At 64.8% G+C, this 12,930-nt stretch carries 13 protein-coding genes; 7 read left to right on the top strand and 6 right to left on the bottom strand.

Features of this window, described 5'->3' with window-relative positions; translation table 11 throughout:
* Positions 1-22: 22 nt before the first annotated feature.
* Complete coding sequence (locus BSQ44_RS01125; RefSeq protein ID WP_072601551.1) at positions 23-862, bottom strand: phosphoenolpyruvate hydrolase family protein; 840 nt, start codon at positions 860-862, stop codon at positions 23-25.
* Between the two features lie 7 nt (positions 863-869).
* A complete protein-coding gene (locus BSQ44_RS01120; protein WP_072601550.1) occupies positions 870-2,066 on the bottom strand; it encodes a Tm-1-like ATP-binding domain-containing protein in 1,197 nt (398 codons plus the stop codon).
* A gap of 92 nt (positions 2,067-2,158) precedes the next feature.
* On the opposite strand from BSQ44_RS01120, the gene BSQ44_RS01115 reads away from it, so the two are divergent.
* From BSQ44_RS01115 to BSQ44_RS01085, 7 genes are all read left to right on the top strand, one after another.
* Positions 2,159-2,827: a TetR/AcrR family transcriptional regulator gene (locus BSQ44_RS01115; protein WP_072601549.1), complete on the top strand. Its 669-nt coding sequence runs from the start codon at positions 2,159-2,161 to the stop codon at positions 2,825-2,827.
* Between the two features lie 328 nt (positions 2,828-3,155).
* Positions 3,156-4,469, top strand: a complete 1,314-nt coding sequence (locus tag BSQ44_RS01110) for an ABC transporter substrate-binding protein (protein WP_072601548.1) — start codon at positions 3,156-3,158, stop codon at positions 4,467-4,469.
* An 89-nt stretch (positions 4,470-4,558) separates the two neighbouring features.
* Positions 4,559-5,464, top strand: a complete 906-nt coding sequence (locus BSQ44_RS01105; protein ID WP_072601547.1) for a carbohydrate ABC transporter permease — start codon at positions 4,559-4,561, stop codon at positions 5,462-5,464.
* Position 5,465: 1 nt separating this feature from the next.
* The gene (locus BSQ44_RS01100; RefSeq protein ID WP_083534317.1) at positions 5,466-6,425 is read left to right on the top strand and encodes a carbohydrate ABC transporter permease; all 960 of its coding nucleotides are present in this window, start codon (positions 5,466-5,468) and stop codon (positions 6,423-6,425) included.
* Positions 6,422-6,679: a hypothetical protein gene (locus BSQ44_RS01095; RefSeq protein WP_072601546.1), complete on the top strand. Its 258-nt coding sequence runs from the start codon at positions 6,422-6,424 to the stop codon at positions 6,677-6,679. The genes BSQ44_RS01100 and BSQ44_RS01095 overlap by 4 nt, the downstream gene beginning before the upstream one ends.
* Positions 6,676-7,779 (top strand): ABC transporter ATP-binding protein, encoded by a 1,104-nt coding sequence (locus BSQ44_RS01090; RefSeq protein ID WP_072601545.1) that lies wholly within the window; start codon positions 6,676-6,678, stop codon positions 7,777-7,779. Before BSQ44_RS01095 ends, BSQ44_RS01090 begins: the two co-directional genes overlap by 4 nt.
* A 2-nt stretch (positions 7,780-7,781) precedes the next feature.
* Positions 7,782-8,867 carry an ABC transporter ATP-binding protein gene (locus tag BSQ44_RS01085; RefSeq protein ID WP_072601544.1) on the top strand — a complete coding sequence of 362 codons (1,086 nt, stop codon included), beginning with the start codon at positions 7,782-7,784 and terminating at the stop codon, positions 8,865-8,867.
* Positions 8,868-8,886: 19 nt separating this feature from the next.
* On the opposite strand, the gene BSQ44_RS01080 is transcribed toward BSQ44_RS01085, so the two are convergent.
* The 4 genes from BSQ44_RS01080 to BSQ44_RS01065 are packed head-to-tail and all read right to left on the bottom strand — an operon-like array spanning position 8,887 to position 12,722.
* Positions 8,887-9,879 carry a hydroxyacid dehydrogenase gene (locus BSQ44_RS01080; protein WP_072601543.1) on the bottom strand — a complete coding sequence of 331 codons (993 nt, stop codon included), beginning with the start codon at positions 9,877-9,879 and terminating at the stop codon, positions 8,887-8,889.
* Positions 9,876-10,604: a FadR/GntR family transcriptional regulator gene (locus tag BSQ44_RS01075; protein WP_072601542.1), complete on the bottom strand. Its 729-nt coding sequence runs from the start codon at positions 10,602-10,604 to the stop codon at positions 9,876-9,878. The genes BSQ44_RS01080 and BSQ44_RS01075 overlap by 4 nt, the downstream gene beginning before the upstream one ends.
* 2 nt (positions 10,605-10,606) lie before the next feature.
* Positions 10,607-11,776: a mandelate racemase/muconate lactonizing enzyme family protein gene (locus BSQ44_RS01070; RefSeq protein ID WP_072601541.1), complete on the bottom strand. Its 1,170-nt coding sequence runs from the start codon at positions 11,774-11,776 to the stop codon at positions 10,607-10,609.
* 58 nt (positions 11,777-11,834) lie between these two features.
* A complete protein-coding gene (locus tag BSQ44_RS01065; RefSeq protein ID WP_072601540.1) occupies positions 11,835-12,722 on the bottom strand; it encodes a sugar phosphate isomerase/epimerase family protein in 888 nt (295 codons plus the stop codon).
* Between the last annotated feature and the right edge of the window lie 208 nt (positions 12,723-12,930).

Here is a 12,930-nt window from a genome sequence, read left to right as displayed (position 1 = left end):
GGCTTTCCTCCCGTTTGATGGATCAGACCCTGCGCAGCGGCAGGTTCTTGAATTCGGCAGTCTGCTCGCGGATCGCCTTCTCGGCTGGTAGGCGCTCCATGGAGCTTGCGCCAAAGAAACCGTGGCAAATTCGGCAGTTGGCAAGCACGTGCCGTGCATCGGACGGCATGCTGATCGGGCCGCCGTGGCAAAGCACGATGACGTCGTCGCGCTCACCCATCGCCGCGTCCGCGATGGCGTCGATCTCGGTCACGCACTGGTCGAGCGTCTTGGCCGAGGTCGCGCCGATCGAGCCGCCGGTCGTGACGCCCATGTGGGCCACGATGATGTCGGCGCCGGCGCGCGTCATCGCCACGGCCTCTTCCGGGTTGAACACGTAGGGCGTGGTGAGCAGGTCGAGTTCATGCGCGGCGGCGATCATGTCGACCTCGAGCGAATAGCCCATGCCGGTCTCCTCGAAACTCTGGCGCATGGTGCCGTCGAAGAGGCCGATGGTGGGAAAGTTCTGCACTCCGGAAAAGCCCATATCCTTCAGCTCCGCCAGGACGCGCGGCATCAGGACGAAGGGATCGGTGCCGTTGACCCCGGCCAGCACTGGCGTGTTCTTCACCACCGGCAGCACCTCGACCGCCATCTCCTTGACGATCTCGTTGGCGTTTCCGTAGGCGAGCAGCCCCGCCGCCGAGCCGCGGCCCGCCATGCGGTAGCGGCCGGAATTGTAGATGATGATCAGGTCGATGCCGCCGGCTTCTTCCGACTTGGCCGACAGGCCGGTGCCTGCGCCGCCGCCGACGATGGGACGGCCTTCGGCGATCATGCCGCGGAACTTTTCGAGGATCGTCTTGCGTGGAATGCCGGCCATGGGCTCCTCAGCGTCGTGCGATTTCAAGGAAGGCGTCGGCCGCGGCACGGGCGAAGGCCGGATCGTTGATATGGAGGGGCAACCGGACGAGCCGCCGCTCCGGGGTCTGGTCGAGCGTCCCTTCGATCGCCTCGAAGAGCGCCGCGTCGGCCTCCGGATCGAAGAAGGCGCCACCCTCGATGTCGAGCGCCGAGACGCCCTTCTCGGGGATGAGGAAACGCACCGGTCCGGAACAGGCGTTCAGCCTCTCCGCGATCCACGTGCCGATGGCGCGGCACTCGTCCGCGGTGGTCCGCATCAGCGTGACGTTCGGATTATGGCGGTAGAGGTTCCGGTCCCGGAATTTCTCCGGCACCGTGTCGACCGCCCAGAAGTTCACCATGTCGAGCGCGCCGACGGAGCCGACATAGGGCAGCTTCGTGCGAGCGACCGCCCCGAAGCGGTCCTCGGTCGCCGGCAGAACGCCGCTGAAGAGCAGGTCGCAGACCTCGGTGGTGGTGATGTCGAGGATGCCGGACAGCATGCCGCTGTCGGCGAGCTTTTCCATCGTCCGACCGCCGGTGCCGGTGGCGTGGAAGACCATGCAGTCGTAGCGGTCGCGCAGGATGTCGGAGAGCGCCATGACGCAGGTGGTGGTGACGCCGAACATCGTCAGCCCGAGGGAAGGCTTTCCGCCCGCAACCTCCGCCGGCTTCAGCGCCATCCCGGCGATCGCCTGCGCGGCGTTGTGGAGGATGACGCGGCTCAGGCCGTTGAGACCGGCAAGGTCGGTCACCGATGGCATCATGACGATGTCGGAAATGTCGACATAGGGCGCGGTGTCGCCGGACGCGAGCGTCGAGACCATCAGCTTGGGGATGCCGTAGGGGAGTTCCCTCATCCCGGCGGTGATGATGGAGGTGCCGCCGCCGCCGCCGATGCCGACGATGCCGGCAATGTCGTCGCGCGACCGGATGAAGGCGGCGAAGGCCTTGCCCATGGCCGCGACCGCCTGACCGCGATCGTCCAGTCCGAGCACGGTGCCGGCGCCTTCCGGATGGAATGCGGCGATCTGGTCGGGCGAGATGTCCGCGCGGGTTTTCGCTTCGCGCGTTCCAACGTCGACGCGCGTTGCGACGGCGCCCGCGGCCTCGATGAGGCCGGCGAGGTAGTCGAGTTCTTCCCCCTTCGTGTCGGCGGTGCCGACCACGTAGACGCGTTTCATCAATCCTCCCGCCGCACTTTCGGCCCGCAACCTCCCGTGGCGGTGCGCGAAACGGCCATTGCGTTTCCGTGAGACGCGAGTATCATATTGACATGGATGTCTCACGTCAATCGATCGATCAGGAAAGCGATCTGGAGCGCGGGCCCCGCGCGCGGACCCGTCGGCTGATGCTTGAGACGGCCACGCGGCTGATGCAGTCGGGGGTGACGCCCTCGGTCAGCGAAGTCGCCGAAGCGGCGGAAGTCTCGCGGGCGACCGCCTATCGCTATTTCCCGAGCCAGTCCGCCCTGGTCCACGCCGTCGTGGACGAGGCGCTGGGGCCAATCCTGGAGTGGGAGAGTTCGGCCACCGACGTCGGCGCTCGCGTCGAAGACCTCTTCCGCACCTCGCTGCCGCGCATGGACGACTTCGAGGCCACGTTCAAGGCGGCGCTGAAGCTGTCGCTGGAACAGTGGGCGAAGCGCCAATCGGGATCGCTGGGTGACGAGGCGCAGTTCACGCGCGGCCATCGCATCGACCTCCTGGAGGATGCCTTGCGGCCGCTGCGCGGGACGATCCCCAAGGACGAGTTTCGCCGGCTTGCGCAGGCGCTTTCCCTCGTCTTCGGGGTAGAGGCGCTGGTGGTGCTGAAGGACATCTGGGGGCTCGACGCGGAGCGCACGCAGGCAGTGGCGCTGTGGGCTGCGGGCGCGCTGGTGCGCTCTGTCCTGAAGGACCGGGCGGGCCTGGAAACCGGGTTGGGCGGCGCGGAATCTGGTTAGACCAGTTACGGAGACTGGTGCCCGCACAGCCGGGCGCCCAAAAAGAAAATGCTCTTTTAGCCGAATACGGTAAATCGGTTGAATGTAATGAAAGGAGGGAGTTGAGCGGTGCCGGTGAAGGAGCTCGCTTCCCGATAAGGGTCTTGACGGTCCCGTGGGTTGGTAATACCAGATGGGTATCTGTCTGCCGGGGAGCAGGGCTCTCGAGTGAGCGGATGGAGGGGCGGAGGAGAACCCCTTCCGACGCAGATGCTACAAGGAACTACCCGTGCCGGCGCGTCGCGCAGGCACTTCGCGACGGTAGGTGCATAGATGGGAGGAAAACATTATGCGCATTAAAGTCGCCGGCTTGGTGGCCGGTTTAGCAGCTTCGCTTGCCTATTCGACGTCCGCATTCGCCCAGGAACTTACGATCTTCTGGGCCGAATGGGATCCCGCGAACTACCTGCAGGAACTCGTCAACGAATACGAAGCCGAGACGGGCGTCCGCGTCACGGTCGAGACGACGCCATGGCAGGATTTCCAGACCAAGACCTTCACCGAGCTGAACGCCCGCGGCTCCGCCTACGATATGGTCGTCGGCGATTCGCAGTGGCTCGGCGCCGCCTCGGAAGCAGGTCACTATGTCGATCTGACCGAGTTCTTCACCAAGCACAATCTGGGGGAAGTCATGGCCCCGGCGACGGTGAAATACTACGCCGAGTATCCGTCCAACTCCGGCAAGTACTGGTCCATTCCCGCTGAGGGCGATGCGGTGGGCTGGTCCTACCGCAAGGACTGGTTCGAGGACCCCAAGGAGATGGAGGCGTTCAAGGCCAAGTACGGCTACGATCTCGCTCCGCCGAAGACCTGGGCCGAGATGCGCGACATCGCCGAGTTCTTCCACCGCCCCGACGAGAACCGCTACGGCATCGCGATCTACACCGACAACTCCTATGACGGCCTCGTCATGGGCGTCGAGAACGCGATCTTCTCCTATGGCGGTGAGCTGGGGAACTACGAGACCTACGAGGTCGACGGCATCATCAATTCGGAAGAGAACGTCAAGGCGCTCGAGATGTATCGCGAGCTCTACGGCTTCACGCCTCCGGGATGGGCCAAGACCTTCTTCGTCGAGAACAACCAGGCGATCACCGAGAACCTGGCGGCGATGAGCATGAACTACTTCGCCTTCTTCCCCGCGCTGGTGAACGAGGCGTCGAACCCCAACGCCAAGAGCACCGGCTTCTTCGCCAATCCGGCCGGTCCGGGCGGCGCGCAGTTCGCTGCACTCGGCGGGCAGGGCATTTCCGTCATCTCCTATTCCGAGAATCAGGAAGAGGCGATGAAGTTCCTGGAATGGTTCATCAAGGACGAGACCCAGAAGCGCTGGGCCGAACTCGGCGGGTACACCGCAAGCGCGGCCGTCCTGGAATCGGACGAGTTCCAGAATGCAACACCGTATAACAAGGCCTTCTACGAGACCATGTTCAAGGTGAAGGACTTCTGGGCGACGCCGGAATACGCCGAACTGCTGATCCAGATGAACCAGCGGATCTATCCGTACGTCACGGCCGGCGAAGGCTCCGCCAAGGAGGCGCTGGACGCGCTCGCCGCCGACTGGAAGGCGACTTTCGAGAAGTACGACCGCTACAAGCAGTAGGCATCCGACATCAGGGGGCGGTCTCTTGCCGCCCCCGTTTTTTTCTTCGCGGGCCGGTTCCGCGTTCGAACTCTGGAGAGGAGCAGGGTTTGGCCACCTTGGCGATGACAACGCTGGATCCCCAATCGCGCGCAGCGCGCCGCGGATGGAGCGATCTGACGATCCGCAATGCCTTCATCATTCCGACGATCGTGTTCCTGATCGTCTTCAACATCTTTCCGCTGCTCTATTCGCTCGGCTACTCCTTCACGGATTTCCGCGCCTCGACCAATGCGCCTGCAAACTTCGTCGGACTGGCGAACTACCGGGCGCTGCTGAACGACCCGTTCATCTGGTCAAACTTCGCCATCACGGCGAAATACGTCATCGTCTCGGTGACCGGCCAGGTGGTGGTCGGCTTCGGCGTGGCGATGCTGCTCAACCGCACCATACCTTTCAAGGGACTGATCACGACGCTTCTCCTGCTGCCGATGATGTTGTCGATGGCGGTGGTCGGTCTGTTCTGGAAGCTGCTCTACGATCCGTCCTTCGGCATCATCAACTATGCGCTCGGGCTCGGCCGCTTCGAATGGCTGTCCGATCCCGACATGGCGCTCTACGCGGTGGCCATTACCGACATCTGGATGTGGTCGCCCTTCGTGATGCTGCTGTCGCTGGCCGGCCTGTCGGCGGTGCCGAAGCACCTCTACGAGGCCGCCGCGATCGACCGCGCGGGGACCTTCTACACCTTCTTCCGCATCACGCTGCCGCTGGTGGCGCCGATCCTGATGATCGCGATCATCTTCCGCACCATGGAGGCGTTCAAGACTTTCGATCTCGCCTTCATCCTCACCAGCCAGCCGAACGCCGAGCTGATCTCGATCCGCCTCTACAAGATGGCGTTCCAGGAGTGGCAGACCGGCATGTCCAGCGCGCTCGCCTACATCATGCTCATCATGGTGGTCGGCATCACCAACATCTACGTCAAGTACCTGAACAAGGTGAAGGAGCGCTAAGGTGGCTGCCGTCAAGACAAGCTCCGAGGTCGCGCTCAACCGGATGGCGGTCGTCGCCGTCCTGGTCATCACGATCATTTTCCTGGCGCCGATCTACTGGATCACTGCGACGGCCTTCAAGCCGCGCAACCTCGCCACGACGATCCCGCCGACGGTCGTCTTCGAGCCGGAGATCTCGCCCTTCGTGAAGCTGTTCCTGCGCCGCTCGCAGCTGCGCGAGCAGCCGACGGCGGAGGAGTATGCGGAAGCGCCGTGGTGGGAACGCCTCGTCTTCGACGGTGGCGAAAAGATCGTGCGTGACGGCCAGGGCAACGTGCAGCTCTCCGGCTATCCCAGCCGCTTCATGAATTCGCTGATCGTGGCGATCAGTTCGACCGTTCTGGCGGTCGGCATGGGCACGCTGACGGCCTACGGCTTCTCGCGCTTCAAGGTCGCGGGCGAACAGGACTGGCTGTTCTTCATCCTGTCGACACGCATGCTGCCGCCCGTGGTGGTGGCGATCCCGATGTTCCTGATGTACCGCTGGTTCGGGTTGAACGACACGCATCTCGGGCTGATCATCCTCTACACCGCGTTCAACCTGTCCTTCTCCGTCTGGCTGATGAAGGGTTTCATCGACGAGATTCCGAAGGAATACGAGGAGGCGGCGCTCGTCGACGGCTACACGCGCATGGAAGCCTTCTTCAAGATCGTACTTCCGGAAGCCGCGACCGGCATCGCCGCTACCGCGGTGTTCTGCTTCCTGATCGCGTGGAACGAATATGCCTTCGCGCTGATCATGACGCGCCGCGACGCGCAGACCGCGCCGCCCTTCATTCCGAGCCAGGTGGGGTCGGGACTTCCCGACTGGACGGTGATCGCGGCCGGAACCTTCCTGTTCCTGATTCCGGTGGCCATCTTCACCTTCCTCCTGCGCAATCACCTCCTGAGAGGCATGAGCTTCGGAGCGATCCGCAAATGAGTTTTCGCGAGATGAACCAGCGCTATCTCGAGCCCGGCTCGATGTGGCTGATGATCTTCGGCATCGTGGCGTTGTGCCAGCCGTGGAACTTCTTCCTGCATCGCTACGGGGTGACGATCATCCTCGTCGGACTGGTCTGCTTCCTCATCACCTCGCATATCGGCCCCGGCTCCATCGGGACCGAGGAAGACGTCGAGGACGACGTGTTCGATGTCTCCGACCATCACGACGGCAAGGCCAGGGCACGCACATGACGCATATCGAGCTTCGCGGCGTGCAGAAATGGTTCGGCAGCGTCCAGGTCATCAAGGACATGAACCTGGTGATCGCCGCCAACGAGTTCATCGTCATGCTGGGCCAGTCCGGCTGCGGCAAGACCACGACGCTGCGCGCCATCGCCGGCTTGGAGACGATCGACGAGGGCGACATCCTGATCGACGGCAAGCCGGTCCAGCACCTGAAGGCCTCCGACCGCGACATCGCGATGGTGTTCCAGTCCTTCTCGCTCTACCCGCACATGACCGTCTACGAGAACATCGCGTTCCCGCTGCGGGCCACGGGGATGAGCCGGGCCGACATCGACACATCGGTGCGCGAGGTCGCGCGCGTGTTGCGCATCACCGATCTCCTGGAGCGAAAGCCGTCGGCGCTGTCAGGCGGCGACATGCAGCGCGTCGCCATCGGCCGCGCGCTGGTGCGCAAGCCGAAGGCGATGCTGATGGACGAGCCGATCGGCGCGCTCGATGCCAAGCTGCGCGAGCAGATGCGCGCCGAGATCAAGCGCCTGCACGTGAAGCAGGGCTCCACCACCGTATACGTCACGCATGACCAGGTGGAGGCGATGAGCCTGGCGGACCGCATCGTCATCATGCACGAGGGCGTGCTGCAGCAGGTCGGAACACCCGACGAGGTCTACACCCGCCCGGAGAACCTCTTCGTCGCCCAGTTCGTCGGAAGCCCGGTCATGAACGTGTCCGAAGCCACCGTCGCCGAGGGCGAAGGAGCAGTTCGGGTGCACTATGATCCGGCCGATTCCGGCTTCGAGTTTCCCCGGGAACTGCTCGGCAAACTGAACGGCCACGGCTCGGGCGGCCTGTCGCTCGGTATCCGCCCGGAAGGGGTCCTCGTTTCGCGCGAGCCGCAGGCTGGCTACGTCCCGGTCGAGGCGCACATCATCGAGCCGCTGGGGTCGCATGACATCGTCGATCTCAAGGTCGGTGAGGGAATGCTGCGCGCTCGAACGGTCGCGGGATACGTCCCGCGTGCCGGCGAGATCGTGCACGCCCGCATCGACCCGTCGCAAGCGCACTTCTTCGACACCGGCAGCGGCAAGTCGCTGGGAATCAGGCTCTGACCATGTCGCATATCGAACTCAGGAACATCACGAAGGTCTTCGGCGCCAAGTCGGCGCTGAAGAACCTGGATCTGGAGATCGAGGACGGACAGTTCTTCGTTCTTCTCGGCGAGACGGGGGCCGGCAAGACCACCACGCTGCGCATCGTGGCGGGGCTGGACAAGCCGACGCAGGGCACGGTGCTGATCGACGGCGTCGACGTCGGCGAATGGGGCGCGGCCGAACGCGACGTGGCGCTCGTGCTGCAGCAGTATTCGCTCTACCCGCGCTACACCGTGCGCGAGAACCTGGAATTCCCGCTCAAGTCCAAGATCCGACGCGTCGAGGCGGGCGAGATCGCGTCGCGCGTGGAGCGTGTCGCCAAGACACTGCGCATCCAGCACCTGCTCGACCGCAAGACCGACCGGCTGTCGGGCGGCGAGATGCAGCGCGTCTCGATCGGTCGCGCCATCGTGCGCAAGCCGCGCGTCTTCCTGATGGACGAACCGCTCTCGGCACTCGACGCCAAGCTGCGCGAATCGCTGCGGACCGAACTGAAGAACCTTCAGATGGAACTCGGCGCGACCTTCCTGTTCGTCACGCACGACCAGATCGAGGCGATGTCGATGGGCGACCGGATTGGCGTCCTGAACAATGGGCGGCTGGTGCAGACCGGCACGCCGCACGAAATCTACAACCGGCCGCACAACACCTTCGTCGCGCGCGCTGTCGGCTCTCCGCCCATGAATCTCCTGGACGGCGACCTCGCGGACGGCCAGGCCGTGATGGCACCCTCGGGGACGGCATTTCCCGTCAGCGGCCGCGTCTCCGGACAGGTGAACGGCAGCGCGGGAAAGCCGCTGATCTTCGGCATCAGGCCCGAGGACATCAGGCTCGAGAGCGGCGGTCCGGGCGAGGCGACCGTCCACGACATCGAGGACCACGGCGTGGAAAAGATCCTCACGCTGCACGCCGGCGAGACGACGCTGAAGGCGACGGTCCCGGCGCGCGAGCAGGTGCGCATCGAAGAGGTCGTCCGCTTCGGCTGGGACGCCGACAAGGTGGTGCTCTTCGACCGCGCGAGCGGGCGCAACCTGGCGGTCGGTTAAGGTCGGACGACCGGAGAGTTCAACCGGCCGGGAAGCGTTCCCGGTAGCGTGCGACAGCCTCCGGATTGCGCAAATTCTCCGGCAATTCGCCCGACAGCACGCGCAGCGCTTCGCGCGCGGCACCTTCGCCCATGCGCTGCATGCTCTCCTCCGTGATGCCGGCCATGTGCGGCGTCAGGATCACGTTGTCGAACGAGAACAGCGGGCTTTGCGGATCGAGCGGCTGGTCGGAGAAGACGTCGAGCGCCGCGCCGCCGAGATGACCGTTCCGCAGCGTCTCGATGAGCGCGGCCTCGTCCACCACCGCGCCTCGCGAGACGTTGACGAGCAGCGCGCCGGGTTTCATTCGCGCGATCCGCTCGCGCGAGATAAGGCCTCTGGTCTGCGGGGTGAGGGGGCAGCAGAGCACGACGACGTCGCTGGTTTCGAGCAGTGTTTCGAGGTCTGCCGACGCCACGCCATCGGGAAGATTACCCGGGGTGCGGGTCGTCGCCGTCACCGAAAGCCCGAACCCTTGCGCCATGCGATGGACCGCGCGGCCGACATTTCCCATCCCGACGATGCCGAGCCGTCGGCCAGAGAGATCGTGGCCGTGATCCGCATGCGAGCGGCCCGCGAACCAGCCGTCTCCGCGCAGGTCCCGGTCGACCATCCGGAAACGTCGCAAAAGGGCGAGGATCGCCATGACGACGTGCTCGGCGACCGTCGGCGCGTTGACGGCCGGCACGTTGGCCACCAGCACGCCGGCGCGCGTGGCCTCCTCGATCGGGATCATGTCGAGCCCGGCGCCGTGGCGAACCGCGGCGCGCAGCCGCGGCGCGGCGTCGAAAAGCTCCGGCGGCAGCGGCGCACGCACGATGATCACATCTGCGGAGCCCGCCTCCGCGAGTATCGCTTCGCGCGTGGGGCTGCTTGCGACCACGAATTCGGCCGCCGAGGCGAGATGCTCGACTGCCCGGGGGTGGATGTCGTTGGTGGAGAAGATCGTCGGGGGGCTGGCCGGACCGGTCATTTCGCGGCGACCGTCAGGTCGTCCTGGGCCCGCGCGGCGGAGAGGGCGGAGCCGTCTATGATGCCCTTCCAGTAGCTCTCGGCGCCTTGCAGGTGCGCGCTCATCAGCGCCTGCGCCAGGTTGCCGTCGCGGCGCAGCAGCGCCTCGTAGATCTGGATGTGCTCGGCATGCGATTTGCGGCCGCGCTCGGGTTCGTTGAAATAGATCGGGAGGCGCTGCTCGCCCATGACGTAGTAGACGCTGCAAACCTTGTAGAAGACGCTGTTCTTGGTCGCGCGTACGATCTCGAGATGGAAATCGCGGTCCTCGCGGGCGAGCCCTTCGCCGGCCGCGAGCCTGTCCTCCGACGTCTTCAGGATTTCACGCAGCCTTGCGAAGTTCTCCTCCGTCGCCCGCGTGCAGGCGAGCTCGGCGGCCTTGATCTCGTGGATCTTCCTCAGTTCCACCGATTCGTAGATCTGGATCGGATCGAGCGGCAAGCCGGCCTTGGCGAAGAGCGCCATCGCCTCCACGCTCGCCTGCTTGGTGGTGAGGAAGATGCCCGACTTGGCGCGGCGCTCGACGATGCGCATGGCTTCGAGGATGGCGAGCGCCTCGCGGATCTGCCCCCGGCTGACGGCGAAATGCTCGGCGAGTTCCCGCTCCGAGGGCGTACGCCGGCTCTCGGCACTCGACGAGGCATAGAGGTAGGCCGCCAGATCCGGCAGCAGGTTGTTTTCTTTCATGGTCAAGCCCGGTGTATGTGAGCCTCCAGAAACTTCTCAGATATCGTGAAGCCGAGCCCCGGACGATCCGGTATTTCCACCATCCCGTCGCGTGCCGCAACCTCTTCCTCCACCAGATCGTGGATCATCGGGTTTGCGCCGAGCGAGAATTCGATGATGAAGCTGGCCGGCGAGGCCGCGCAGATGTGAAGCCCGGCGAAGAAACACGGCGCGCCGGCCCAAAGGTGTGGGGCGAAGCGCAGATTGAACGCGCTGGCGATGGCGCCGATGCGCATCGCCTCCGTGATGCCGCCGCAGAAGGCCGGATCGGGCTGGAAGATGTCGACGGCGCCGTGGACCGCGAGGTCGCGGAACGCGAAGCGCGTGGTCTCGGATTCGCCGGCCGCGATGGGGATGGTCGAGGCTGCCCGCACCTCCGCCATTCCCGGCTTGTCGTCGGCGATGACCGGCTCCTCGAACCATGCGAGGTCGCAGTCTTCCGCCAAGTGCATGAAACGCTTGGCGTCGCCGACCGTGTAGGTGCCGTGGGCGTCCACCATGATCTCGACGTCCGGGCCGAGCGCCTCGCGTGCCGCCTTGACCCGGGTGGCCGAAACGTGGGGTGCGCCGTCCATGGCGCCGACCCGCATCTTAACCGCCTTGAACCCGCCCGAGGAGATGTAAGACCTCAGTTGGTCGCCGATGGCGTCGGCCGGGGCCCATCCGCCGGAGGCATAGGCCGGAAGCCTGTCGGCCTTGCGCCCGCCGAGCAGTTGCCAGACCGGCTGTCCGAGGGATTTTCCCAGAATGTCCCAGAGCGCGATGTCGACGGCACTGATCGCCGCCACGGTGAGGCCGCGCCGCGACAGTCCGGGCATCGCATGGCCGGCCGCCGCCGCGCTCTCGTGGCGCGCGCCGTTGTAGAGCATCTCCCAGGTTCCGGTGATGTCGCCGGCGTCGCGGCCGATGAGTTTCGGGCCGACCTCGTTGTTCAGCAGATGCACGAGGGCGGCATATTCGCCCGCGCTCCCGGCGGCGTTCTTGCCTTCGCCCCAGCCGACGAGCCCGTCGTCGGTCTCGATGCGCAGGATGGCGGAATCGAAGGTGGTCAGGCGACCAAAATCGCTGCGGTGCTGTTTCGCCGTTTCGATGGGTATTCGCACCCACCATGCCTGGACGTCTTTGATGCGCATCTGGGAAGCCTCTCCGCCGCCGCCCGCAAGGGGCGGGGCGGGATCTCGCTGGAGCCGGTTACTTCATCAGCGGCAGAAGCGTTTCCGCCGTGATGCGCATCTGGTCGGTGTAGAACTTTTCGGTCAGCACCGAGGAGCCGTGGTCCTGGATGAACTTCAGCTGTTCGGGCGAGATGTCGACCGGGTTGCGCTCGACCATCTCGGGGTAGCGGTTGGCGGGCGTGCGGTCGACAGGGGCGACGAACTCGTTGGTCAGCGCTCCGTCGTATCCGATGTCCTTGAGGATACCCACGAGCTTCTTCCAGTCGATGGTGCCGAGTCCTGCGGCGAAGCGGTTGTTGTCGGCGACGTGGAAGTCGAACAGCCGCTTGCCGGCCTTGCGGATGGCCTCCTCGACGTCGAACTCCTCCATGTGGATGTGATAGGCATCGAGGCACACGCCGCATTCGGGCGAGACCGCGTCGGCCAGCGCCAGCGCCTGTTCGCCACGATTGAAGAGGTAGGTCTCGAAGCGGTTCAGCGGTTCGACCGCGACGCGGACGCCGACTTTCTTTGCGTGGCTGAAGCATTCGCGGGTGGCATCGACCACCCATCCCCACTCCTCCTCCTCGGTGCCGTCCGGCACCACCTTGCCGACAGTCGCGGGGACCAGCGTGATAATCTCGCCGTCCAGTTCGCTGACCATGGTGAGCACGTCCTTGACGTACTGCACCGAACGCTCGCGCTGGCCCTGATCCTTTGCGGCGAGGTTGCGCTCGCCGAGCATCAGCGTGACGGAACCCCAGCAGCGGATGCCGTGCTCCTTCAGAAGCGCGCGCGTCTCGGCCGTCTTGTACTGTTCCGGTTCGCCCGAAATCTCGATCGACTCGTAGCCGAACTTCTTGATCCGCCTGAGCGTGGTTTCCAGCGGTTCGGCGCGCATCCAGTTGTGTGTCGAAAGATGCATTGCTCGCTCCCTAACGTTTTCGAATGCTCCGCCGGCGGCAGGCGCCGCAGACGTCCTCCTCCCTCCAATGACAAACCGACAAGAATGAACTGGTTCGACCAAACGAGGCGTGGGACGACAAGTATCCCAGTTTCCGTTCCGCCGCAAGGATCGCCTCGGAGGCCTGGAGAACCCAGCTTAACGGCATGATGAACAAGGAAAAACGCGC

The organism is Aquibium oceanicum, from assembly GCF_001889605.1.
In the GTDB taxonomy this organism is placed as follows: Bacteria; Pseudomonadota; Alphaproteobacteria; order Rhizobiales; family Rhizobiaceae; genus Aquibium; species Aquibium oceanicum.
Note: the sequence above shows the minus strand (reverse complement) of the source record. Positions and strands in the feature narration are given on the sequence as shown.